Below are 24,343 nucleotides of genomic sequence, written 5' to 3'. Positions count from 1 at the left end.
CTGAATAGCAGGAAAAGCTTGATCGCAAGTGGTGTTTGCTGTATAAAATGCGCCCTCTTATTTGAAGCGTAATGTCACTGGCTACTTATCCATCTGGAATAAAGAATGCCACTTAAAAAGTGACACGATAAAGTTGTTCTGGAGACAAAAAAGATGTCAAGAGTATGTCAAGTTACAGGAAAGCGCCCAGCAGTTGGTAACAACCGCTCACACGCGCGCAATGCGACTCGCCGTCGTTTTTTACCAAACCTTCAAACGCACCGTTTTTGGGTTGAAAGCGAAAACCGTTTCGTTAAACTTCGCCTAACTGCGAAGGGTATGCGTATTATCGATAAAAAAGGCATTGATGCAGTTTTGACTGACATCCGTGCACGTGGCGAAAAGGTTTAAGGAAGCAAGATCATGCGTGATAAGATCAAATTAGTTTCTTCTGCTGGTACCGGTTTTTACTACACCACAGACAAAAACAAGCGTAACATGCCTGGAAAAATGGAGATCAAAAAGTACGATCCCGTTGTTCGTAAGCACGTAATGTTCAAAGAGGCCAAAATCAAGTAAAGCCCTTTTTTAAGAGCACTTGCTTTTGTCTCCTGAAAAACCCGGCCAGCGCCGGGTTTTTTGCGTTACACTGAAAAAAAACTGTGGAGTCTTATGGCACGTTTTTCTCAAAGAGCAATAAACAATATGGTGATATTTGCCATGCTGATAATGATTGCCTTGTTTAATTTTGACAGCCTACTACCACGACCTTCAACACCTCCGATGCTGAGTCTGATCCCAGCAGACGCGCATATTCTTAAAATTGATTTTCCTACCTATTCCATTGAACGGGTTGCTAGTACCTTCGTATACAAAAACGGTGATAAGCAAAATGTGGCACCAGAGAAAAGAGCGGCAGCCTGGCAAATAGCTGAAGTGCAACCTTCCACCACTAATAATGTGGTGTCTGCACTGCCTTACATAGTAACCGTATGGCTGGCCGGACAGCCTCAGGGACATGTTTTTGCATTTTATCGCCTGGCGTCAGGTGAGGTGATTGTTGAATATCAAAAGGCGTGGTATTCCATAGACTCTAATACCGCGCAGTTATTAGTAGGCGAAATGGAGTAGAGTTACTTGCCAGAGTTACCAGAAGTTGAAGTGAGCCGTTTGGGCATCAGTCCCTATCTAGAAGGCCAATTTATTGAAAAAGTGATCGTGAGAGAAAAGCGCTTGCGCTGGCCGGTACCTGAGACTATCACTAACTTGGTTGAGCAGCCGGTATTATCGGTAACCAGAAGAGCAAAGTATCTACTGATTTCACTGCCGCAAGGAGACATTGTTTTACACCTTGGTATGTCTGGAAAACTTTGCGTAGTGGATGCATGCACACCGACAATCAAACACGACCACATCGACTTTGTATTGCGTTCAGGTAAGTGTTTACGATTTAACGATCCACGTCGATTTGGTTCTTGTCTCTGGCAGGAAAACGGTCAGCAGCTTTCACTAATGGCTAACCTAGGGCCAGAGCCCCTCACTGACGATTTTGACTCGAATCGGCTGTTTACCTTGTCTCGAAATAAACGAAGTGCGGTAAAAACCTTTATTATGGATAATCAGGTTGTTGTCGGCGTAGGGAATATTTACGCCAATGAAGCCCTGTTTTTGTCTGGCATTGATCCTAGACGACAAGCAGGAAAGGTGTCAAAGCAGCGCTATCAAACGCTAACAGACAATATTAAGCGTGTATTGGCGGCGGCCATTGCGCAAGGCGGTACTACGCTAAAGGATTTTGCACACGCAGATGGCAAGCCAGGCTATTTTAGTCAGCACTTGCGCGTTTATGGTCGTCAAGGTGAGCCTTGTGAAGTGTGTGAAACTACAATTAAGAGTCAGGTAATAGGGCAAAGAAACACATTTTTTTGCCCTCAATGTCAGCGTTAGGATTTGTCGTCGGCGTGCAATTTTTTGTGCAGGGCGGCGTCTACAATAGGGTGACAAAACTCGCTCACCCGCCCTCTATGTAACGCGACTTCTTTTACTAAGGTTGAAGAAATAAACGCATTTTCCTCTGCGGGTGTAAGGAATACACTTTCCAGTGTAGGGTTTAGGCGCCGGTTCATGTTGGCGAGCTGAAATTCATATTCAAAATCTGACACAGCGCGCAAACCGCGAATTAAGATAGGAGATTGTCTTTGCTCTGCAAAATCTGCCAGTAAGCCGGTAAAGCCAACCACATCAACATTGTCTAAACCGCGTGTAACAGACTTAAGCAGATCTACCCGCTCTTCTAGAGTAAACAACGGTTTTTTATTGGGGTTATTGGCAACAGCAACGGTGACATGAGAAAACATTTTTGCTGCGCGTTCGATCAAATCAAAATGACCATTGGTTACCGGATCAAATGTGCCCGGATAAATCGCTTTTGTCGTCATGAGAATACAGAGTCCGATTTAGTTGGGTGTGACATTAGCTGGTCTGCCCAGTTTTTGCAACGCCTCATTCATGGTAACCCTGCACAAGTGCCTGCCAGTTCTGCGGTTCAAAACAGTAATCAGGGAATTTGGTTTTTTGTTTATTCAACGACCGCAGTAATCGGTTCAAGTTGCTTTGTTTCCATTCATTGCCTTCTTGTTTTCGGCACTTGTCAAAGTCAATCAGCCATACTTGCTCATGATTATCGAGCATAATATTTTTGATATTGAGATCATGATGATAAACCTGAGCTTGGTGCATTTTTTTTATAGTTTGACCAACGCGAGCCCACGCTTCCTCACTAATCGGTGCCTGCGATATCAATTGATGGATGTCTGTTGCATCAGGAATACGCGCTGTAACCAAGTCTGCGCGATAACCGCAGCCCACCCGACTAACCAGGCCAGCGATGCCTGTTGGTACCGGCAAATGACAACTGTGCATATAACGCAATAAGGATAATTCCTGAAAGGGGCGCGTGTGTTCTGTAGAAAAGCCGAAAAAGATATCATGATTGAGGTGTCGTACCATTCCACCTCGACAATAATGCCTCAATACCATGGCTTGTGCCTGATGCTCTACAAATAAGGTTGTTCCCCTGCCTTCCGCTACGCCTGTTATCGCATTATTTTCCCGCCAGAAATCGGTGTTGAACCACGCAGCTATGGGGGTGATGTCGAGTTGTCGGCACGACTCAATATCAATCAACAAGGTATGTGTAGTGTCAATTTTTGTTGTTTTTATTTGAGTATTGATGGGATGTCACTCCGTCGCACTTGTGAAACGCAATAAAATGTAATCAAATTAGCATATCACCTATTCTACAAGTATGTGTCTGCATGCCCCAAACCCTTTCTCCTGATTATTCTCTTCCGCAAAATGCATCACTGTGCCTGCTTCGTCTTTCCGCCATTGGTGATGTTTGTCATGCCGTGTCTATGGTTACCCGAATCAGACAAACACGTCCCGACATCAAGATCGTTTGGGTAATTGGAAAAATTGAATATTCGCTGGTAAAGGATATGCCAGGTGTTGAGTTTGTCATTTTCGACAAAAAAGGCGGGAAAGCCGCTATCAAAAAAGTGAAGGACGCACTCAGCCCTATTTCTTTTGACGCTTTGTGTGTTATGCAGGTAGCACTGCGCGCAAACTGGCTATCGCGGCAAATAAAGGCCAGTGTTCGTTTGGGGTTTGATAAGGCCCACAGCAAAGAAGGGCACTCCCTTTTTATCAATAAACGAATAGCGCCGCTGCATCAGCCCCATGTTCTGGAAGGGTTTCATGCGTTTGCTGATGCGCTGGGGATTCCCAGACAAGAGAAGTTACAGTGGGACTTACCCATTTCAGACGATGACAGCGCGCTGTCTGTCAGCCTCAAACAAACACACGGAGAGTTTGTTGTTGTTTGTCCAGCCGCGTCCAAACTGGAGCGCAGCTGGTTACCTGAACGCTACGCACAAGTTATGATGCACTGTGAAAAAAAGGGCATGACACCCCTATTATGTGGGGGGCCTGGACCACTAGATAAATCCTTGGCGCAACAAATTGTGCAGCACTGTCACAGTAAGCCCGTTGACTTAGTGGGTAAGACCAGCCTCAAACAAATGCTTGCTATATTGGCCCAAGCCCGTTTAGTCATCTCGCCCGATACCGGCCCTGCGCATATGGCCACTATGGTTAACACACCTGTTATCGGCCTATATGCACATTCAAATCCCAGACGCACAGGACCCTATTTATCACTCTCTCATGTCATCAATGTTTATGATGCGCACATCGCTGAGCAAAAGGGTAAACCTTGGGAGCAATTAAAGTGGGGCACAAGAGCGAAAGGTGAATCACTCATGCAACAAATCAGTGTTGAACAAGTGATAGAGAAAATCGACGCGCTATTATCCTGAGCGGGCAATTCACCAAGCGTGCGTCTATATTTACAGTCTCTGCCCCAATTGCTTTCACTTATAGGGTGATTGGGTGTAAAAAATTAAGTACACTCTCGCCGATTTAAAAGACTATGAGGTCACAATGACTACCCTATATTCGCAGCTTGAAAAACAACTGGACGACGTAAAAGAAGCCGGACTCTATAAACAAGAACGCGTAATTCGATCTCAGCAACAAGCAGAAATTGGCATTGCCGACGGTTCTCAGGTGCTTAATTTTTGTGCCAACAATTACCTGGGGCTCGCTAATCATCCAGACTTAATCGAGGCCGCGAAGGACGGGTTGGACGAGCACGGCTTTGGTGTCGCATCGGTACGCTTTATTTGCGGGACTCAAGATATTCACAAAGCGCTGGAACAAAAAATCAGTGCTTTCCTTGGCACCGAAGACACCATTTTGTATCCGTCTTGTTTTGATGCAAACGGCGGCTTATTTGAAACTTTGCTGGGGCCAGAAGATGCCATCGTATCTGACGCTTTAAACCATGCCAGTATCATTGACGGCGTGCGACTCAGTAAAGCCAAGCGTTACCGTTATGCTAATAACGATATGACAGCACTGGAAGCGCAGTTAAAACAGGCGCGTGAAGATGGTGTCAGACATATCATAGTGGCGACTGACGGTGTTTTCTCTATGGACGGTGTCATTGCCGATTTGGCAGGTATATGCGACTTAGCTGAAAAGTATGATGCCCTGGTAATGGTTGACGATTGTCACGCAACGGGTTTTCTTGGTGATAACGGTAAAGGCAGTCATGAATATTGCGGCGTGATGAACAGAGTAGACATTATCACTGGTACATTGGGTAAAGCACTCGGTGGCGCCTCGGGTGGCTATACGGCAGGTAAAAAGCCCGTAATTGAATGGCTAAGGCAACGTTCCAGACCGTACTTGTTTTCAAACTCGGTCGCGCCACCTATCGTGAATGCGTCGTTAAAAGTGTTCGATATGATGGCTGAAGGTAACGAACTCCGGGCCGCGTTGTGGAGAAACACCAATCACTTCCGCACGCGTATGACCGAAGCCGGGTTTACGTTAAGTGGCAAAGATCATCCTATTATTCCTGTTATGCTGGGTGATGCAAAACTGGCGTCGGAAATGGCCGATGCCATGTTGAAAAAGGGTATTTACGTCGTAGGTTTCTCTTACCCTGTTGTTCCCCAAGGACAAGCGCGTATTCGTACACAAATGTCCGCCGGTCATAGCATAGAGCAGGTGGATCGCTGCGTTGACGCCTTTATTGAAGTGGGTAAAACCATGGGAGTGATAGAATGAAATCTCTCGCTAAGCTGCACAAGGAACCAGGCATTTGGATGCACGATGCGCCAATTCCCAAAGTTGGCCACAATGATCTGCTGATAAAAATTAAAAAAACAGCCATTTGTGGCACCGATATGCACATTTACCAATGGGATGAATGGTCTCAGAACACCATACCTGTGCCTATGGTCGTGGGTCATGAGTATGTAGGTGAAGTGGTAGAGATGGGCCAGGAAGTACAAGGGTTCAAAATCGGTGACAGAGTGTCTGGTGAAGGGCACATCACCTGTGGTCACTGCCGAAACTGCCGTGCCGGACGCCGCCACCTGTGCCGTAATACCGAAGGTGTGGGCGTCAACCGTCCTGGTGCGTTTGCTGAGTTTTTGGTTATTCCGGCGTTTAATGCGTTCAAAATTCCCGACAATATCAGTGATGACCTAGCGGCCATTTTTGACCCTTTCGGCAATGCGGTACATACCACTTTGTCTTATGACTTAGTGGGCGAAGATGTCTTGATCACAGGAGCCGGACCCATCGGTATTATGGCTGCTGCAGTGGCAAAACACGTAGGAGCTAGGCATGTAGTGATCACCGACATTAATCCTTATCGCCTTGCTCTCGCCGAGAAAATGGGGGCAACAAAAGCCGTTAATGTGAGCAATGAGTCGCTGACCGATGTAATGAAAGCATTGGGCATGACTGAAGGGTTTGACGTTGGACTAGAAATGTCTGGGGTCCCTGTCGCGTTCAGAGACATGCTGGATAAAATGAACAACGGCGGCAAGGTGGCCATGTTGGGTATTCCTCCTAGTGACGTGGCGGTAAACTGGAATGATGTAATATTCAAAGGTCTGACTATTAAAGGGATATACGGACGCGAGATGTTTGAAACCTGGTATAAAATGGCCAGCTTAATTCAGAGTGGATTGGACATTACTCCCATGATCACCCACCAATTCTCGGTCGATGATTTCCAAAAAGGCTTTGATACTATGGGGTCTGGTGAATCGGGCAAAGTCATTTTAAATTGGCAATAGGTACGCGCAGTGACAACCTTTACACACATTACTTGTGAACAACTCAACGCCGAACGCGACCAATGGACGCTGGTTGATATCCGCGACAGACAGTCTTTTGAGCTTGCCCATGTAGAGGGCGCGATAGCTATAGATAACGACAATGTTGCGCAGTTTCTGTCAGAAACAAGCAATGAGCAGCCTGTGGCGGTCATGTGCTATCACGGCATTAGTAGCCAACAAGCCGCCGCTTTTCTCAATCAGCAGGGGTTACAAAATGTGGCGACGGTTGATGGTGGCTTTGAATACTGGCGGCAGCACTTTGCGGTGACCACTGAGAAATGAAACTCGTTGGTTTTGCCAGTCAGCCTACCGCGCTGCTACTGGCTAACTACCTGCGCAAGCAAGGTATTGCGGTAGAGGTAAACGAAGACGCGTCAGGCACTTTTGTATTGCACCTGGTTGACAGTGCGCAGGCAGATAAAGCCATGGCGATCACGCAGGAATTTGTTAGCGCACCTACTCACCCTAAGTATCAACAAGCTGCTTGGGATAGTTCCGAACAGGTATCGCTGGTAAAAAGTGGTGCGTCGGCAATCGCATTCAATCCAAAACAATTACTGGGTGTACCTTTTACGTCCTTGGTGTTGTTAACCTGCGCCGCAATTTACCTGCTATCGCTATTTGGCGGCTTTGAGTTTTTTGCCAATGCACTGATGATCACGCCGTTTTCACAACTCACTGAATCTGGACAATGGTGGCGACTTGTTGGCCCAGCACTCATCCATTTTTCAGCCCTGCACATTGTTTTTAACCTGTTGTGGTGGTGGATCTTAGGCGCACCGATAGAAAACAAATTTGGTACTTCTTTTTTGGTTATCTTCATGCTCATCACCGCGACAGTTTCTAATGTGGCACAGCTGGTGGTAAGCGGGCCAAACTTCGGAGGCTTGTCGGGTGTGGTGTATGCCTTAATGGGTTTTGTGTGGTGGGTAGGCTGGCTAAAACCGCAATGGGGACTGTCGTTACCCAAACATTTGGTTGGCTTTATGCTGGTGTGGCTAGTGTTAGGCTTTGCTGACGTTTTGTGGGTGTCTATGGCAAATACCGCTCATACGGCGGGCTTAGTCAGCGGGTGTTTGTTCGCACTATTGCTGACTAAGCTGTCTAAACGCTAGTGATTAGCCTTGATAGAGATATTTAGTGAAGATTACGTCTTTGACTATTTCAGAGCCGGTTTCTTGTTGCATTAAGTCCTGAAGCGCCTTTCGGATAGTGAGTCTGATGTCCTCTCTGCCTGTTAGTGATTTTACTTTGTCTTGTGGCTGACGGCCAAAAATTTCAATAGTCGTTGCGCGTATCAGAGGTAAATGATGCTCGGCAATTTCCAGTTGGCCAATATCGTGTAACATCAGCTCAATATTTACCCTTACGTAGCCAAGGTTTCGTGCACTGTTGCCGGCGTAATTGGTGACAATCTCAGGTTCAAGACTAAGATAGGCAAAGTCGCCCTGAGCGAATGCAGAAGAGTGGGAAAAAAACAATGCCAAAAAAGACAGTCGCAACAACCAAGGCTTTATCATGTCCAATATCCTAAAGCGTGAAACGTTTATACAATGATATACTAGCACTTTGGTATCGGCATAGAGTAAAAAAATAGGAGCTATTGTTCCCTTGCAGCACGCACCTTCTTTTCCTGTTGGGTTAACCGTTACCTGGAAGCCCGAAAGCCATGCGTTAGTGCCAAATAACTACCTGCGCAACTGGCTGCTCGACACAGGTTCGCTCACGGAGCGTATTCAGTCACACTGCCGTCAATTTTCTGTATACAGAATAGGGCAGGGCGTTGCCCCTTTGTCGACGGAAGAAACCCAGCGTTTAAATGATATAGACAGTGCTTACGAAATACGTGAAGTGTTACTACTGGCTGACGACACCCCCTGGGTATTTGCGCGTTCTGTGGTGCCGGTGTCTTTGAGTACCGGTGAGTGGCGAGACTTGGGCTCTCAACCATTGGGCAAGCTACTGTTTAATGATACACGTTTCACGCGTGGCGAATTTGAAGTGGCTGAAGTACCCTTCAGTGTATTATCGTCGCTGCCAATAACACCTGTATCACACCCCCTTTATGGCAGACGCAGCTTATTTACGCTTGAAGAGAAGCAAATACTGGTTGCTGAAGTTTTTCTGCCCGCTTCACCTGTTTATCAAAGTGTAGTGTCATGACTCGGCTGTATTGGAAAAACCGCAATGTCTATTGGCGACTGATGCGCGCCGACAAACCTATTGGTATTTATTTGCTGCTTTGGCCAACATTGTGGGCGTTGTTCTTGGCTGCAGAGGGTATACCTCAGATATCTCATTTGATCATCTTTGTCTTGGGCGTGATTTTAATGCGTTCGGCAGGGTGCGTGATCAACGATTTCGCCGACCGCAAAGTCGACGGTCATGTTGAGCGTACCGCCGAGCGTCCTCTTGCCAAAAAAGAAATAACCAGTCAAGAAGCCCTATTGTTGTTTGCGCTGCTTATCGCCATATGTTTTGTGTTGGTGTTGTTCTTGAATTGGCACACAATACTGCTTTCGTTTGTCGCTCTGTTTTTGGCCTCACTCTATCCGTTTATGAAGCGTTACACTCATTTTCCGCAGGTGGTATTAGGGGCAGCTTTTGGCTGGTCAATTCCCATGGCGGCTATGGCTGTGCTGAATACCGTACCCGTATGGGCATGGGTGCTGTTTGCTGCCAATCTTGCCTGGACAGTGGCCTATGATACTTACTATGCCATGGTAGACAGAGACGATGACATACTCATTGGCGTAAAGAGTACCGCTATCGCTTTTGGCAAGTACGATTTATGGGTTACCTGGGGGTTACAGGTAATTGCGATGGCACTGCTGGCGTGGGTATTTAGTCAAAAAGCGTTAAATGCAGGCGCATTTATTCTGCTTGTCATTGCTGCTGCACAATTGGTATGGCATGGCTGGACAGTGAAAGACAGAAAAAAGCCCGCGCTCTTCTCTGCCTTTTTAAACAATCACTACGTGGGCATGACAGTGTTTGCTGCCATAGTGGTGGGGCTATTCTGAGCCTTTTTCCAGCTCGTCCAAACGCTTTTCCATGGCCTCCAGCTTTTCGCGTGTGCGAATGAGTACCTGAGTTTGTACGTCAAATTCTTCTCGGGTGACCAGATCCAGCTTAGACAGCTGGCTTTGCAGCACTTGCTTCACCTTGCCTTCTACTTCTTCAGCCATGTTTTTCACGCCGGGTGGAATGGAGTCAGAAATTTGTTTGGCAATTTCTTCAAGTTTTTTGGGGTCAAGCATGTTCGCCACCTATATTAAAGTGTGTTATCCCATTACAATGCGCTCCATTCTAAATAACTGTTTGACTAAGTGCTACAACCGGTAAGCAATGAGATTAAATCCCGCTCAACAATCTGCAGTTGAATATGTGTCTGGGCCCTGTTTGGTGCTGGCCGGAGCGGGCAGTGGCAAGACCCGTGTGATCACAAATAAAATTGCTTATTTGGTCAGGCAGTGTGACATGCCCGCCCGTCAGATAGCCGCTGTTACATTTACCAATAAAGCGGCAAGAGAAATGAAAGAGCGGGTTGCACAAACCTTGGGCAAAAAAGAGGCCCGAGGGTTAAAGGTGTGTACCTTCCACACGCTAGGGCTGGATATCATTAAAAAGCAGGTAAAGGACTTAGGTATAAAAGCCGGTTTTTCCCTTTTTGATGACAAAGACACTATGGCGCTTTTAAATGATCTGACAGAAGCTGACCTAGACGGAGACAAAGACCAACTCAATCTACTTCAGTCTTGTATTTCTAATTGGAAAAATGATCTGCTTACGCCCGAACAGCTGTTGAAGTCGGCAACCAGCCAGGGTGAGAAAGCTTTTGCGGCCTATTACCAGGCGTACCGGAATCATATGCGCGCCTACAATGCGTTAGATTTTGACGACTTGATCATGCTACCCACCTTGTTGTTAAAACAGAATCAAACGGTAAGAGAAAAGTGGCAGGTAAAACTGCGTTACTTGCTGGTGGATGAGTATCAAGATACCAATACCAGCCAATATGAGCTCATCAAGCTGCTGGTAGGTGAGCGAGCCAGGTTTACTGTGGTGGGTGACGACGACCAATCTATTTACAGCTGGCGCGGTGCAAAGCCGCAGAACCTGCATCTGTTACAGCAGGATTTTCCGCGTTTGAACGTCATTAAGTTAGAGCAGAACTATCGTTCGTCAGGCCGTATATTGCATTGCGCGAATATTCTTATTCAAAATAACCCGCACTTGTTTGATAAGCGCCTTTTCAGTGAGCATGACTACGGCGAGCCATTGCAGGTGATCGTTGCCAAAGACGAAAAAAACGAAGCAGAGCGGGTGGTGGCAGAGCTTATTGCTCACAAATTTATGCAGCGCACGCACTACAGAGATTACGCCATACTGTATCGCGGTAATCATCAAAGTCGGTTATTTGAAGAGTTGCTGGTACAAAACCGCATTCCTTACAAAATCAGTGGAGGGATGTCGTTTTTTGGCCGAGCAGAAATCAAAGACATGATGGCTTACTTGCGTTTGCTGGTGAACCAAGACGACGACAACGCCTTTTTACGTATCGTGAATACTCCCTCGCGTGGTATTGGCCGTGCCACGCTAGAAAAGCTGGGAAACTTTGCCAATGAACAGGGTATCTCGTTGTTTGCCGCTGCCGCCCATGAACATTTGTCCTCGGTTCTACCCACTAAGGCATACCACTCAGTCAGTCACTTTGTGAAATGGATAGTGACAGTGTCTGATAATGCCTTAAGGGGAGACACCAAAGACGCAGTACGCAGCGTAATAAAGACCTCCAACTACGAGTCGTGGTTGTATGAAACCAGCACTAGTCCTAAAGCGGCAGAAATGGCGATGAGCAACATTTCCACCTTATTTGGCTGGTTAGGTGACATGCTTGAAGGCAATGAGTTAGATCCCCCCATGACGCTGCAAGAAGTGGTAAATCGTTTTATTCTCAGAGACATGATGGAGCGGGGGGAAGAAGAGAGCGATGCAGATCAGGTTCAGTTAATGACATTGCATGCATCCAAGGGCCTTGAGTTCCCTTATGTGTACTTAGTCGGTATGGAAGAGGGCCTACTACCTCATCAATCCAGTATTGACGAAGACAATATCGAAGAAGAAAGAAGGCTGGCTTACGTGGGGATCACCCGTGCACAAAAAGCGCTCACCTTTAGCTTGGCAAAAGAGCGTCGCCAATTCGGTGAGATTATACAGCCTGAGCCCAGCCGCTTTTTGTATGAACTACCCACTGACGATGTCTCGTGGCTAGACAAGAAAAAACCAGTGACGGCCGAGGAGCGCCAAGAAAAAGGGCAGGTGGGCATTGCAAACTTGCGTAATATCTTAAAAAAGTAGCGGGTTAGTTGCTGAACGCGAGTAAATCTTGGTCTGTCGTTTCTAGATAGGTCGACGACGCAATGAGTTTTCCCTGGCCAAAGCGGCATCCAATATTAGAGAGTGCATCAAGCTGGGACTGACTGGTAATACCGTCTGCAATCACATCAAAGTGAAGGTGCTCTGAAATAAGCATTATCGATTGAATGAGCTTAAGGTTGCGCTGCGAACGGGGTAGAGATTTAATAAATCTGTGGTCAATTTTGATGTAATCAAAAGGATAAGAAAACAAATAGCTTAGCGACGCTAATCCACTACCAAAATTATCCAGAACCAACGTCACGCCAGCCCGTTTTAGCTTCTTAATGGCAGGCAAAATAAATTGCGAACGACGGTTCAGGTCATTCTCATCAAATTCGAACACGATTTTAGAAGGTGATACGCCAGAATCTTCAATTACATCAATAATCTTGTTGACGAGCGACGCTTGCAGCAAGTGCGTAATTGACACGTTTACTGCCAGCTTCTGCATGTTTTCATCTTGCGTGGACTTGAGTATTTCACAAGCCCGCTTTAGCTGATACATGTCTAAGTCTAAAGTCAGGCCACTGTGTTCTGCCACCTGTCTGAATTGCTCTCTGGCAATGGCACCCATTTGCGGATGCTCCCACCGCAGATAAAACTCATGATACAAAGGTGTTTGATCAGACAACGACAAAATTGGCTGTACGAACTGACCAAACTCGCTAGAGCGCATGGTTTTACGCAACTCAGCTTCCATTTCCATTTCTTCAAGTAAGCGCTCGCGCATGCTTTGATCGAACATCACATAATTGCCGCGTCCAGACGTCTTCGCCTGATACATAGCCGCATCGGCATCTCGAAGGACTTCATCGGCAGCACGGTAATGGCTTTGCACGTGGGCGATACCGATACTGGCACCAGAGTACATTTCTTTGCCGTCCAGCGAAAAGGGTTTGGAAATAGCATCAATAATACGTGCTGCGACCTCTTCAACGTCTGCACTGTCTTCAAAATTGTCGAGCAGCACTACAAACTCATCACCGCCCAAGCGCGCCAACAAGTCGTGCCCCCGAATGCAGTGCGCAATGCGCTTTGACACTTCAATTAAAAATTCATCGCCTGCGTGATGGCCCAGTGTGTCGTTGATCAGCTTAAAGCGGTCTAAATCGATAAAGAGAACCGCATACATATTGTCTGCCCGGCGTTGCTTACTGGCAATAGCCAGTTCTAAGCGACTATTGAACATCGCCCGGTTGGGCAAATCGGTCAGACTGTCGTGGTGGGCGTCGTGAATTAACTTAAGCTCTATTTCTTTACGCTCTTCTATTTGTTTTTTCAGTACCTGATTAGCGTTATCCAACTCTTCGGTACGATTTTTCACACGCTCTTCTAACTCTTGATTGTATTTTTGAATGGCTTTAGTTCGCTTTTTGCGCTCCATTGCCGAGGCAATATGGTGCGAAACAAACTTAAGCAATTCTAAGTCTTTGTTGCTGTAATTGGCCTGCGTTCCATAACTTTGAATGGCTATTACACCTTCAATTTCACCGTCTACCACCAGTGGAGAGCCCAACCAAGTAGTCGACTTCTTCAATATATCCTGCGCAGTCGTTACATCAAGCTCACCGGTTTCGGCCAAGCTCAAAACCCGTGCAGGATTAACCAGCTCAGCCTGACCTTTACGCAGTACCAGTTCCGTTAAACCCAAACCTAGACGGCGGCTTTCCACAGAGTCAGATTTGGTGTCACTGAAGTACGGGAACTCCAAGCGTTTACCCGACTCATCCAACTTGGCAATGTAGCAGTTAGGGGCACTAATCAAACGCGCCAGAATATCGTGAAGTTGAGAGTAGAAGGCATTCATGTCACCTTCCAGGTTGGCTGCCAGCTCAGAAATCTCAAACAGCGCTTGTTGGAGCGATTCTACTTTTTGTCGCTCAAGTATTTCTTCTTGCAAGTCGTCATTAATTTCGCGCAATTGGCGGGTGCGCTCGCGAATAGTGCGCTCGGTTAGCTCACTGCGTTTTACCCTGTCAACAGTGGTAACGATATGCTGAGAAACAAACGAGAAGACTTCTAAGTCTTCAGGGGTGTAGACCACTTTAGGATCGTAGGTTTGCACCACCATGGCACCAATCGTTTGCTTGCCGCGTTTTAACGGCACTCCCATTAAGTGCTCAGGCATCTCGCCCATTGCCTTAATGCCAATTTTCGCAAACAAACTGTCGACTTCATTTTTTCTGAAAACCAGGTTGTTACCTGATTTCAAAATATAACCAGTTACGCCACCTTTTGCCTTTTCGGCAGGCACTTGCTTGACGGTTTGCTCATCATATTCATCAACAAAATAAGCGAAGTTAATGGTGTCTTCGCTTTTGTCATAAAACGCAACGTAAAAGTTGTCAGCATTCATGAAATCACCAATGATTTCGTGAATAGCAGGGTACAGATTAGAGAGATGGCTTACCGTACTGGCAAGTTCGGAGATATCTAATAGCGCTTTTTGGATCCGCTCTGCGCGCTTGTATTTGTCGGTAAGTTGCTGAAGCTGAGGAATAAGGGCTCGCAGCTCTTCAACTGTTAGCTCTTCGTCTACCCCTGTAACTTCATTTTTTTTCGACATAAAAATGGCGCGAGCAATGCGGTATGAGTTAGCCCGTTAAGCTAACTCATTTGAGTAAAAAACGCTAATAAATATAGAAGATTGCGCGAATGAAGGCTAAATACCTTCGATCATGTACTCAACAGCGGCTTTAATATCGTCTTCGTTACAATCGCCACAGGTACCCATAGGCGGCATGGCATTAATACCGTTAACGGCATTCATCCAGACTGTTTCGAAGCCTTTTTCGTCTAAACGCGGCTGCCAATCAGCGGCTACCTGAAGTTTAGGGGCGCCAAGCACACCAGCACCGTGACAGGCCACACATGCTTGGTTGTAGATGTCAGCACCAGAACGTGCGCCACCGGCTGCTGTCGCTGACTCAGCTTCAGCACCTGCTACTTTTACGTTACCGTGGGGCTTAATACGGTCGATGATTTCTTGTTCGGTCATTTGCGCTTGTGCAGCAAAACCTACTGCAGATACCAAGGCAATACTGGTTACCAATTTCTTAATCACGGTTTTCTCCGCTGCTTTTAACACTATGATTTTGCGATTATAACCGTAAATAGCCACTGAACAACCGAAATAGCACAATTGTTGGATATTCTTTGTTCTGATTCCGCTACATCACACTAGGGACGATAAATCGGTTGAAGGCTTGGCAATCGCTGAGTATCATACGCGCCTCTGACAAATTGCATTCGCAATTTAAGAGCACCCGTAGCTCATCACTGCGTGACGCGCGTGAATAGAGCGCTTCCCTACGAAGGTTACGGACATCCGGGAATAGGGAAAAGTGAGCAACGGACATTGTGCTAAGAATACGACGCAACGTCGTGTATCATAAAATTTAAGTAAAAAGTTTATCCGCCCCTAGCTCAGCTGGATAGAGCGCAGCCCTCCGGAGGCTGAGGTCAGAGGTTCGAATCCTCTGGGGCGGGCCATTTTCCTCTTTTTTGTCCTTTGCTTTTCTTAGTCACAAAGCCTTAGAAATGAGTCTGTGATCAGATTGTGACCAAAGGTTTCTTGATGACGTCATTTCATACAGCATCGTGTAGGCTATTTTCCTATAGCTTTGTGTTAGTCAAACTCTCCAGTTTGCTTCACTAACGAAACGCATCTGGAGACAGTCTGGACGTTCGGGAAAGACCGTTATGCGAGCGGTAATTACACGTTAAAGCAAATTCAGAACGACTTGGCGGACTGGCTGAACAATGTAAAGCCAGAGCATGAACTAACCTAAGCCGTTCCCCAGAAACTTCATTTTATTTTGTTTCATTGTGTTTATATATGCACATTTCTGGCTTATAGTACTGTTTGTGCATATATAAACACACTTTTGGTGTAGATAATGAGCAGAGAATCAATCGGTAACCAGTTAACGGCTGAGCGCAAACGTCGGCATTTAAGCCAGGGGGACATTGCCAGCAAACTTAAAGTAGACCGGTCCCAAATATCTCGTATCGAGAATGGCCGGTACCAGGGGTCACTGCAGCTGCTGGAGCGGTACTTAACTCTTATGGGGTTAGAATTAACAACCACCCCCATTAATCGTCGCCCGACATTAGACGAACTGGATTCTATTTACGATGACGACTAATTTCATTCTCGCCGGACTGCCTGAACAGGTTCGCCAGTTGAAGGTCAATGTGGCCGGGCAATTATCCGGTATATTAAATCGGACTGCCCAGTTTAACTACACTTATACCCGGGAGGATTTACCGGTATCGTTAACGATGCCTTATCAACCTGAGCCGTATACGCGGGGTGCACTACACCCGATATTCACACAAAACTTGCCAGAGGGCTATCTGCGCCGGTATATCTCGGAAAAACTTATCCGGTATGCCAACGTTGATGATATGTACCTGCTGGCGCTCATGGGGGAGAAGGGTATCGGCCAATTATCTTATGATGCTGGCATTGCGCTGCCAGAACCTGATCCCATCGCCATCGATGACATACTGCATTGGGATGGCAAAGACAGGCTATTCCCTCAGCTGCTTGAACGCTATTACCTCAATGGGATGGCATCCGGCGTTCAGCCTAAAGTAGTGGTATCCCGCTCTACCATCTTACAAAAAGACGTTATCGTTAAAACCTTTGATGATGAGTTCCCGTTACTGACGGTAAACGAGTTCGTCTGTATGAAATGCGCTGAATACTGTGGTCTTAACACGCCCCGAGTATGGCTCTCGGATGATTTGCAGCATTACCTGATAGAGCGTTTCGACGTCGACGATGACGGCAATAAAATCGGTATAGAGGACTATGCCACGCTCATGGGGCGCACTGGCGACCAGAAGTACAGAGGCACCTATGAGAATGTTATGAAGGCTACACTCCGCAATACGCATTCTACTGAAGAATTAGACAAGATGTTTGCGCTTGTGGCCTTTAATTGTCTGATAGGTAACGGTGACGCCCACCTTAAAAACTTCTCACTGCAATACAACCGTGATCATACTGATGTAAAACTGAGCCCAGTTTATGACGTTACTCACACCCTCATATACCCGACTATCGATAACGCCATGGCGCTCAAAATGCGAAAGAGCAAAGCTTTCCCAACGCGCCGCGATTTGATTGAATTCGCCTTTGAGGAGGGGGTAAGCCGATCTATAGCCGGCGATACTGTCGATAGCATGGCGCAGGGGATTCTTGATTGCCTGGCATCACTGGATGAAGTAAACGCCATGGAAGGGCTACGGGAGTCAATAGAAAGGCATGTTGGCAGCGTCATGGAAAAGCATTCTATCCAGGCAGCCTATCGCCATGACAAAAAGAAAAAATACGAATAGGCCATAGGGCGAGTGGGGGCGATTGCCCCCTTCCGGAGGCAAAGGTCATAGGTTCGAATCCGATCTGATGCATTCCGAAGATGTGTAACTTCGTTCGACAAATTGCCGTGACCAATTTTGAACGCCTCAACTTCTGCTCTTTCAGAGTATTTTTCCTTGCTAATCAATTGAAATGAGCAGAACCTGGTTCTAGTCTCAGATTTTTAACCAAGGATGAGTTGTATAATGTTTGATGTGTATGCAGATGAACTTAAAAAGCTTAATGTTGATAGGTCGTCTGGTCGAGCTAAACCCCATAAAGTTTGCCTTTTATTCGCGGTATTTGATCTTATCGAAGATAAGCAAATTAGAGATAACCGAATTCTGTTAAACGATGAGTTGAAATTACGTTTCACTCATTACTTTAATAAGTTTCGTGCTGATGGTGATAGAGATAATCCTTATCTTCCTTTTTTTCACTTAAGAAGCTCAAGCTTTTGGCATCACAAACTGCGCTCTGGCGTGAAATACAATCATAAATATTCAGTAAGTGAAAAATCGCTAAATACTTACATCGAATACGTTTATTTGAATGAAGATCTCTTTGCGTTGTTAAAAAGTGAAAAGCAAAGAAATGCTCTTAGGCAATGTTTGTCAGAGAACTTTGCTGAGTTGGGTGATCAATTTAGGCGTTGGGCGGTTGAGATTGGTAAAAGTGAGAAGACTGCCAAGAATTACGTTTCAGCTTTAAAAACCACGATGCCCAATTGGATGAAAAGTTTAGGGCATGATACTGGTTCTATTTTTGAGCTGGGCTCACTCGCAGAATTCAAGTCGCTCGAGCAGAAACTGCGAGAGACTAGCATTTTCCAAGAAAGGGACTTTACTGGAAAGAGAATGTATTCAGCTGCTCTGAAGGCCTATGGAGATTTTCTGTCAGACACTACTCAGGTGCAATTGCAAGAAGACATTGACTATATTCTCAAAGATGAAACAAAAACGGTGACTGAGAAATCGGTGCTGGTAAAAGCGAGAATTGGCCAAGGAAAATATAGGCAAGACCTTGTTGACCTATGGGGCAAGTGTGCGTTGACTGGTTTCGAAAACAGAGATTTTTTGATTGCTTCTCATATTAAGCCATGGCGCGACTCTTCAGAAGCTGAAAAGCTTGATAAATACAATGGACTTTTGTTGGTTGCTAACTTAGACAGAGCTTTTGACAAAGGTTACATTTCATTCTCTGATAGCGGGGAGATTTTGATTTCTGAAGAGCTTGAGGAATATACAAAATTGGGCATAAGCTCATCCGGCAATTTGCACATGCACCAGGAGAGTCGAGAATATATGCTTTATCATCGAGAAATGATATTTCGCTGATCATACTTGTTGGTTTAAATGCCAGGAATATTCACCTTACAAATTCTGCATGAAGCGGATAACAATATCTGATAATTCCGACCAGTTGCACTTTGCATTTTTACCGCATTGTTCGTATCGTGCTGAAAACAGATAAAGTTATCTGGTAAGTTCTGAGTAAACTAGCAAGGAAGCGAGTCCTTTGTCCGAGAATATTAAATATTATTCAACCCACGCAGAAAAACTCGCTGATCAATATAACAGTGTCGAGTTTGAAAAAGTACATCAGGAGTGGCTGACTGAAATTCCTGAGAAGGGCTTTGCGCTGGATGTCGGCGCAGGTTCGGGTCGTGATGCTCGCTTTCTTGCTGCCAAAGGTTTGAGTGTGGTTGCCGTTGAGCCTGCTGATGGTATTCGCGAACGCGCTCAACAGTACGTGGTTAATCAGCCAATACACTGGCTGAACGACAAGCTGCCAGAGCTTGCTCAGGTATTTAGTCTGCAAACAAAATTTGATCTCATCTTACTCAGTGCTGTGTGGATGCATATTGCCCCGTCTGAGCGGGAACGATGCATCCGTAAGTTAAGTAGCCTGCTCAAAGCCAACGGAAAAATCATTATCTCTTTGCGGCATGGCGCGTGTCATGATGAGCGCACTATGTATAAGGTATCTGCCGACGAGCTGTCTGGTTTCGCCCGTAAGTTTGGCCTGTCATTTCGGTTGCTGAGTGAACAGGTTAATGCTGATGAACTGGGGCGCAATGATGTTTTCTGGCAAACCGTAGTCCTCACTTTACCCGATGATGGTTCCGGTGCATTCCCGCTGCTGCGAAACATCATTGTGAATGATAGTAAATCCTCTACTTACAAAGTGGCCTTACTGCGCACCTTACTGAGAATTGCTGAAGGCCATCCCGGCGCCGTGCTTGAACGCATGAAAGAGCACGTAGTATTGCCGGTGGGTTTGGTTGCACTTTACTGGATTAAGCTATTTAAACCGCTGGTCGATCACTTTCAAATTCCCCAAAGCAGTAACCGGCAAAAAGGGCTGGGTTTTGTAAAAGAAGGCGGATGGCAGGAACTGCGTTCATTTACGGCTAACGACTTTTATATTGGTGCTATTTATTTAAATGGCGATATTGCTCGGGCGGTTTACCAAACGCTGAAAGATGTTACCTCAACAATAAAGAAAATGCCTGTGAGTCACATTACGCTGCCTGGCACTGAGGAAGGGGTGTTTCATGTTGAGACTGAAAACAAACGTACAGCAAAACCGGCAGGGGGTATCGTTATTGACGCCGCCTTCTTGGCGTCGTTCGGTCGCTTTTATATTCCGGTAAATATCTGGGATTCACTGGCCAGATTCAGTGTGTGGATAGAGCCTTCACTGGTCAATGAGTGGGCAGCACTAATGCGTACTTACACCGACAATAATTCGATGCAGTTTTCTCAATCTGAATTGCTGAACGCGTTAACCTGGGAAGATCCACGCAGAACAACAACGCGCGTAAGAAATCGGGTTAATGAGTTACTAAAAAGTGATGGAGTTAACTGCTGCTGGTCGGGTTCAAAGTTGAGAGCTGAAAGTTATGCTGTCGATCATGCTATGCCATTTTCTCGGTGGCCGAATAACGACTTATGGAATTTACTCCCCACAAAAACACAGATAAACACCAAAAAATCAGATAAGTTGCCCAGTTCTACCCGGTTACAACACAGCAGACAAATTATTACCGACTGGTGGCAACAAGGCTGGGCCGACAATGCGGATGAATTTTTTATCCAGGCTAATCTGGCACTGCCTAACTTACCCGATAGCAACCGCAGCTTTGATGATGTATTCGAAGCGTTAACGATGCAGCGAGACAGAATCAAAGATTTTCAGCAACTCGAAGAGTGGTAAGCCAACTGGCAGGGACGAAAATGAAGGGAAGCAAGTCACAAAATAAATCATCATTTCGGATGAAACATTACTTCTAATATAATTCGGAATAAATAGCGGAGCTTTCCGTTATCCTTTCAGAAAAGTCGTTATTTTACGCAGGCAAGTGATCGTGCGTTCGGTTATGACCTCACCAACCGCCATATCAAAATGTGCATTCGCTTGCTTGAGGGTGGAAGTGAGCGCTTCTTCTACCTTTTCGTCTAAGTAGGCTAATATGCCGAGTGTTTGCTTCTTATCTATACCTTGCCGCTTACCGTGCTCTGGCCAGTGTCTAGGCAGAATTTCATTCCACTTGTAGTGTGTATTTTTACTATGGACTTTCATGGCCATTGTTATTTTTTTTGCCTGGATATTCCCTTGGCCAAAGTAGGGGTAGGCGCTTAACACATCGTAAATGGGCGTTAGGCGGAACCCATCCTGATCCAGTGCGATGCTGAAGTTTTTTGCATGTCCATCAATCGCAGCAAGCAACCAAAATACGATTTGCACACGGAAGAATTCGAGTCGATCGTCGTAGGCGTTTTTTGAGCCAGACAGCAGTTCCATGACTTGCTGAGAACCAGGACCACCGGTTTCCTCATACTTTGAACCACTCACTTTCCCTAATGCCTGACACATATCCTCTTGGGGAAGCCGGAAAATAGTGTCTCCCTCGATTCTGCGATCAAAGCGTTCCACCACCAATACCTTCTGGTCCTCAAATTGCGCAATGTCACAATCTGCCACATCCAAGCCCAGGTTTTTCATAAACGTCTGGCAGAACCATTCGTTGTCTACACTAGAAGATAAGTCTATTCCTAAGCTTTCATGATGAAGTATGGGCGGCTTAAAGATATGCGTGGTTGGCGTTGAGCCATGGGGCCGGCACCACCTTCCTTCCCATAGGGTTAGAGCGGTCTTTTCCTGCGCGCCAGCAAGAGAAATTCTGAAGCCATCATCTGAGTTCATACCTAACATTTTCTCAAGACGAGTGTTTCTGATAATTTGCGCAACCTCCCCCTCAGATAATGGAGTGAGTGACAGCGGAGGCATTTCTCCTGTTGCAGGCACTTGAGTGAACGTGAGCGCACCCACACAATCTTTTCCAACCTTGTCTAACAAATCGAAGGGCCTGGCACTATAGGCGCCTAAGCGGTCTTTCATCTGCTCTCTGATAGCGCTTGTATCCGGCAGCAAATTATCAAAATAAGCATGTACAGCGTCTCCCTTTATTTCAGCTCGTTGCATAGGAAGGCTAAGGGAGATAGCGCGGCCTCCCTCTACCTCTAGCCAGGCGGGGTTGTACTTAAAGCTCATGCGCCCATTTTTTAAATACAGCTCACCCACCGGGAATCCGTTCATTGAACAAAAGAGTGTGCGGGTATGTGATTTTCGTCCCATCAGAATCTCAGTGATTTTTTCGCGAGTGGAGAAGTCAGTGTGGATACTTCATCCTTGGACAGGCTGTCGATCTTCAGCTCTAAGTCTAGTGACGCACAAAGTTTGATTAGCATATTGACCGAGACTTTTTCAGGTTTGGTTTCACAGATAGAAATATCCCGTTGATATACGCCAATGCGTTTTGCCAAGTCAGCTTGAGTCCATCCTTTGGCTTTTCTACTGTCCTTGATAATGGCGCTAAGATCCTTGGACGTATTAATCTTCATGTTAGTCTCTTATACCGATTTATGTATAAATTTAAAATATACGTTTTTCTGTATAAATTCACTATATACACAAATCTGTATAAATCAAGTTTATACGGATTTGTGTATAAGAAAGTAAATCTAGCCAGAGTATCGATTTTCTAATCTCACCAGGCTAACACTGTTGATTGATATCAACTTAGCGACCTTATCAGGCGTTATGGGATTCCCATAACGAAAAGCCTCTCGTTTAAATGGAATTCACACGGCTTGAGTCAATTCACCAAATTAATAAGAGGCAAAATGATACGACTTGCCTGAACTTTGATAAGCGCTAAACTAGGGTTTTACCCTTTCGCAAGGGTGAAAAGTGGACAATTTGTCCATCATTAAGAGCCGCTTTTGTGACCTAAGGTGTGACCAAGACCGATTTAACCGGTTATAAATGGTGATTTTAGATATCTTGAAAAAAACTCGTAACTTCATGTAATTGAAGAGTTTATACGATTTTCACCGTTTAATATCGACCTTAAACTTTTCGAAGGGTCGCTCTTCAGGGGTAACGGACATCCGGAGAAAAGAAAAAGTGAGCAACGGATATTGTGCGAAGAACACGAAGCAACGTCGTGTAATATAAAAATTGAAGTAAAAAAGCTAAACCGCCCGTAGCTCAGCTGGATAGAGCGCACCCCTCCGGAGGCAGAAGTCATAGGTTCGAATTCTATCGGGTGCGCCATAAATGCTGCCATATCTTCTCTATAGCCCTTAATTTATGGGGTTGTTTGCTTTCATCTATCTGCAAAAGGTTGCATATCGCTTCCAAAACACTTTACTTTCATTATCGAGGTGGTAAGACCCTAGCGCACTGATAATTACAATCTAGGGCAATTTAGGTCAAAAGAATGCAAATCGTTGGTCTTGAGATTTTTTTGATGAATACATGGCAGAATCTGCCTGCTGAATAAGAGTGAGTAGATCGTGCTGAGGTTGGTTAAATAGAGTGATGCCAATACTCACTGAACAATAGTAATTTTTACTATTAAATGAGTAAGGTTTTGTAATGGATTCGGTTATTTTTTCACATATTAAAATCGCAGCATGCTGAGCATCGTTGTGGTTGAAGGATAACTTTTTTATCAAGACAACAAATTCGTCGCCGCCCCACCTAACCACCAGATCATCCTCTCGAATTGCCGAGCGCAGCCGCTTGGCAACCGCCTTTAATAATTGGTCACCAATGTGGTGACCTTCAGCATCATTTATTTTTTTAAACTCATCAAGATCGACAAACAGTAAACCCGCATAATGTCCGCCCGGATTACTTTTGGTAATTTCATAAATAAGCTCATCATTAAGGGCATGACGGTTCGGAAGTTCTGTTAATCGGTCGAGATAGGCTAACTTTTCTGTCTTTAAAAATTCAATTTTTCGTTCATTTATATCTCTAGAGAGAACGATAAAACGACTATCTTCGCTACCATCTTTTTCTTTGCGCGCCATCGATACCTCAAACCATCGCTCACCAAGCGGCGTGGGCAGTTTAATCTGTGTACCGTGTGAAAAACCCTTTTCTTTTGTTTCCGCTAGCGCTTGCATAACCAAATTAGCGGCTTCGGGTGGCATAACGTCTTTTACCGTTTTGCCTAACAGTTTTTCCGCCGGGGCGACTAAAAGCTCTGGTCGTAGTACTCTCACATCCCAATGGCGTCCATTTGCGTCTAACTCGAACATAAGGTCCGGAATGGCACTTAGAGTAGAAGAAAGCTCTTCGTAGGTAGCGGATGCCGCGGAATACTGATTCCGTTGATCTTTGACTATTAAACGGAAAAGTACGCTATTCCATGCTTTGATGATTTTGTACTTTATTGTTTCAAACATGCTGTGGTGTTGGGTTCCTTGAGACTCATCTCAAGAATAGATTACTTTAC

Annotated in this window: 25 protein-coding genes and 1 tRNA gene; 17 read left to right on the top strand and 9 right to left on the bottom strand. The window is 45.6% G+C overall.

Features of this window, described 5'->3' with window-relative positions:
- Positions 1–153 precede the first annotated feature (153 nt).
- From rpmB to mutM, 4 genes are all read left to right on the top strand, one after another.
- On the top strand, positions 154–390 hold the full coding sequence (gene rpmB / locus DRW07_RS16285) for a 50S ribosomal protein L28 (RefSeq protein WP_124029006.1): 237 nt from the start codon (positions 154–156) through the stop codon (positions 388–390).
- Positions 391–402: 12 nt separating this feature from the next.
- Entirely contained in the window at positions 403–558 is a 156-nt protein-coding gene (rpmG, locus tag DRW07_RS16280; protein WP_124029005.1) for a 50S ribosomal protein L33, read from the top strand.
- 93 nt (positions 559–651) lie between these two features.
- The gene (locus tag DRW07_RS16275; RefSeq protein ID WP_124029004.1) at positions 652–1,110 is read left to right on the top strand and encodes a hypothetical protein; all 459 of its coding nucleotides are present in this window, start codon (positions 652–654) and stop codon (positions 1,108–1,110) included.
- Between the two features lie 6 nt (positions 1,111–1,116).
- A complete protein-coding gene (gene mutM, locus DRW07_RS16270; protein ID WP_124029003.1) occupies positions 1,117–1,926 on the top strand; it encodes a bifunctional DNA-formamidopyrimidine glycosylase/DNA-(apurinic or apyrimidinic site) lyase in 810 nt (269 codons plus the stop codon).
- Here the strand turns inward: mutM and coaD are convergent.
- Both coaD and DRW07_RS16260 read right to left on the bottom strand, forming a co-directional pair.
- Positions 1,923–2,417, bottom strand: a complete 495-nt coding sequence (gene coaD / locus DRW07_RS16265) for a pantetheine-phosphate adenylyltransferase (RefSeq protein WP_124029002.1) — start codon at positions 2,415–2,417, stop codon at positions 1,923–1,925. The genes mutM and coaD overlap by 4 nt on opposite strands.
- Before the next feature lie 64 nt (positions 2,418–2,481).
- Positions 2,482–3,168, bottom strand: coding sequence for a 3-deoxy-D-manno-octulosonic acid kinase (locus tag DRW07_RS16260; protein ID WP_165870533.1), 687 nt, complete (start codon positions 3,166–3,168; stop codon positions 2,482–2,484).
- Between the two features lie 128 nt (positions 3,169–3,296).
- Between DRW07_RS16260 and DRW07_RS16255 the strand changes: the two genes are divergently transcribed.
- From DRW07_RS16255 to glpG, 5 genes are all read left to right on the top strand, one after another.
- Positions 3,297–4,358: a glycosyltransferase family 9 protein gene (locus DRW07_RS16255; RefSeq protein ID WP_124029000.1), complete on the top strand. Its 1,062-nt coding sequence runs from the start codon at positions 3,297–3,299 to the stop codon at positions 4,356–4,358.
- A gap of 124 nt (positions 4,359–4,482) precedes the next feature.
- Complete coding sequence (gene kbl / locus DRW07_RS16250; RefSeq protein WP_124028999.1) at positions 4,483–5,676, top strand: glycine C-acetyltransferase; 1,194 nt, start codon at positions 4,483–4,485, stop codon at positions 5,674–5,676.
- Positions 5,673–6,698, top strand: coding sequence for an L-threonine 3-dehydrogenase (tdh, locus tag DRW07_RS16245; protein ID WP_124028998.1), 1,026 nt, complete (start codon positions 5,673–5,675; stop codon positions 6,696–6,698). Before kbl ends, tdh begins: the two co-directional genes overlap by 4 nt.
- 9 nt (positions 6,699–6,707) lie before the next feature.
- Entirely contained in the window at positions 6,708–7,022 is a 315-nt protein-coding gene (gene glpE / locus DRW07_RS16240; protein WP_124028997.1) for a thiosulfate sulfurtransferase GlpE, read from the top strand.
- Positions 7,019–7,855, top strand: coding sequence for a rhomboid family intramembrane serine protease GlpG (gene glpG / locus DRW07_RS16235; RefSeq protein WP_124028996.1), 837 nt, complete (start codon positions 7,019–7,021; stop codon positions 7,853–7,855). The genes glpE and glpG overlap by 4 nt, the downstream gene beginning before the upstream one ends.
- 3 nt (positions 7,856–7,858) lie before the next feature.
- On the opposite strand, the gene DRW07_RS16230 is transcribed toward glpG, so the two are convergent.
- Positions 7,859–8,260: a flagellar basal body-associated protein FliL gene (locus DRW07_RS16230; protein WP_124028995.1), complete on the bottom strand. Its 402-nt coding sequence runs from the start codon at positions 8,258–8,260 to the stop codon at positions 7,859–7,861.
- A 91-nt stretch (positions 8,261–8,351) separates the two neighbouring features.
- Between DRW07_RS16230 and DRW07_RS16225 the strand changes: the two genes are divergently transcribed.
- Entirely contained in the window at positions 8,352–8,903 is a 552-nt protein-coding gene (locus tag DRW07_RS16225) for a chorismate--pyruvate lyase family protein (RefSeq protein ID WP_240630686.1), read from the top strand.
- Positions 8,900–9,763: a 4-hydroxybenzoate octaprenyltransferase gene (gene ubiA / locus DRW07_RS16220; RefSeq protein ID WP_124028993.1), complete on the top strand. Its 864-nt coding sequence runs from the start codon at positions 8,900–8,902 to the stop codon at positions 9,761–9,763. The genes DRW07_RS16225 and ubiA overlap by 4 nt, the downstream gene beginning before the upstream one ends.
- Here ubiA and ubiK read toward each other — a convergent pair.
- Positions 9,755–10,000, bottom strand: a complete 246-nt coding sequence (ubiK, locus tag DRW07_RS16215; RefSeq protein ID WP_124028992.1) for a ubiquinone biosynthesis accessory factor UbiK — start codon at positions 9,998–10,000, stop codon at positions 9,755–9,757. The two genes, ubiA and ubiK, sit on opposite strands and share 9 nt — an antisense overlap.
- Positions 10,001–10,088: 88 nt before the next feature.
- Here ubiK and rep point away from each other — a divergent pair, with 88 nt between their 5' ends.
- Positions 10,089–12,101: a DNA helicase Rep gene (rep, locus tag DRW07_RS16210; protein WP_124028991.1), complete on the top strand. Its 2,013-nt coding sequence runs from the start codon at positions 10,089–10,091 to the stop codon at positions 12,099–12,101.
- 4 nt (positions 12,102–12,105) lie between these two features.
- Here rep and DRW07_RS16205 read toward each other — a convergent pair whose 3' ends face one another.
- Together DRW07_RS16205 and DRW07_RS16200 are read right to left on the bottom strand one after the other, a co-directional pair.
- Positions 12,106–14,727, bottom strand: a complete 2,622-nt coding sequence (locus tag DRW07_RS16205; RefSeq protein WP_124028990.1) for a sensor domain-containing phosphodiesterase — start codon at positions 14,725–14,727, stop codon at positions 12,106–12,108.
- Positions 14,728–14,823: 96 nt separating this feature from the next.
- Positions 14,824–15,159, bottom strand: coding sequence for a c-type cytochrome (locus DRW07_RS16200; protein WP_124029025.1), 336 nt, complete (start codon positions 15,157–15,159; stop codon positions 14,824–14,826).
- A 417-nt stretch (positions 15,160–15,576) separates the two neighbouring features.
- Here DRW07_RS16200 and DRW07_RS16195 point away from each other — a divergent pair.
- The 5 genes from DRW07_RS16195 (at position 15,577) to DRW07_RS16175 (ending at position 20,748) form a co-directional block, all read left to right on the top strand.
- Positions 15,577–15,653: transfer RNA gene (locus tag DRW07_RS16195), tRNA-Arg, on the top strand.
- A 407-nt stretch (positions 15,654–16,060) separates the two neighbouring features.
- The gene (locus tag DRW07_RS16190) at positions 16,061–16,309 is read left to right on the top strand and encodes a helix-turn-helix transcriptional regulator (RefSeq protein ID WP_124028989.1); all 249 of its coding nucleotides are present in this window, start codon (positions 16,061–16,063) and stop codon (positions 16,307–16,309) included.
- Entirely contained in the window at positions 16,299–17,510 is a 1,212-nt protein-coding gene (locus tag DRW07_RS16185) for a type II toxin-antitoxin system HipA family toxin (RefSeq protein WP_124028988.1), read from the top strand. Before DRW07_RS16190 ends, DRW07_RS16185 begins: the two co-directional genes overlap by 11 nt.
- A gap of 225 nt (positions 17,511–17,735) precedes the next feature.
- Positions 17,736–18,866 (top strand): HNH endonuclease, encoded by a 1,131-nt coding sequence (locus DRW07_RS16180; protein WP_165870532.1) that lies wholly within the window; start codon positions 17,736–17,738, stop codon positions 18,864–18,866.
- A 181-nt stretch (positions 18,867–19,047) separates the two neighbouring features.
- On the top strand, positions 19,048–20,748 hold the full coding sequence (locus tag DRW07_RS16175) for a class I SAM-dependent methyltransferase (RefSeq protein ID WP_124028986.1): 1,701 nt from the start codon (positions 19,048–19,050) through the stop codon (positions 20,746–20,748).
- Between the two features lie 108 nt (positions 20,749–20,856).
- Here the strand turns inward: DRW07_RS16175 and DRW07_RS16170 are convergent, their stop codons facing one another.
- The 3 genes from DRW07_RS16170 to DRW07_RS16155 form a co-directional block, all read right to left on the bottom strand.
- Entirely contained in the window at positions 20,857–22,170 is a 1,314-nt protein-coding gene (locus tag DRW07_RS16170; protein ID WP_124028985.1) for a type II toxin-antitoxin system HipA family toxin, read from the bottom strand.
- Positions 22,170–22,436: an XRE family transcriptional regulator gene (locus DRW07_RS16165; protein WP_124028984.1), complete on the bottom strand. Its 267-nt coding sequence runs from the start codon at positions 22,434–22,436 to the stop codon at positions 22,170–22,172. The genes DRW07_RS16170 and DRW07_RS16165 overlap by 1 nt, the downstream gene beginning before the upstream one ends.
- 873 nt (positions 22,437–23,309) lie before the next feature.
- Positions 23,310–24,293: a GGDEF domain-containing protein gene (locus tag DRW07_RS16155; protein WP_124028983.1), complete on the bottom strand. Its 984-nt coding sequence runs from the start codon at positions 24,291–24,293 to the stop codon at positions 23,310–23,312.
- Between the last annotated feature and the right edge of the window lie 50 nt (positions 24,294–24,343).

It is taken from the genome of Paralteromonas sediminis, assembly GCF_003820355.1.
In the GTDB taxonomy this organism is placed as follows: domain Bacteria; phylum Pseudomonadota; class Gammaproteobacteria; order Enterobacterales; family Alteromonadaceae; genus Alteromonas_F; species Alteromonas_F sediminis.
This window is presented reverse-complemented; position numbering and strand designations above follow the sequence as displayed.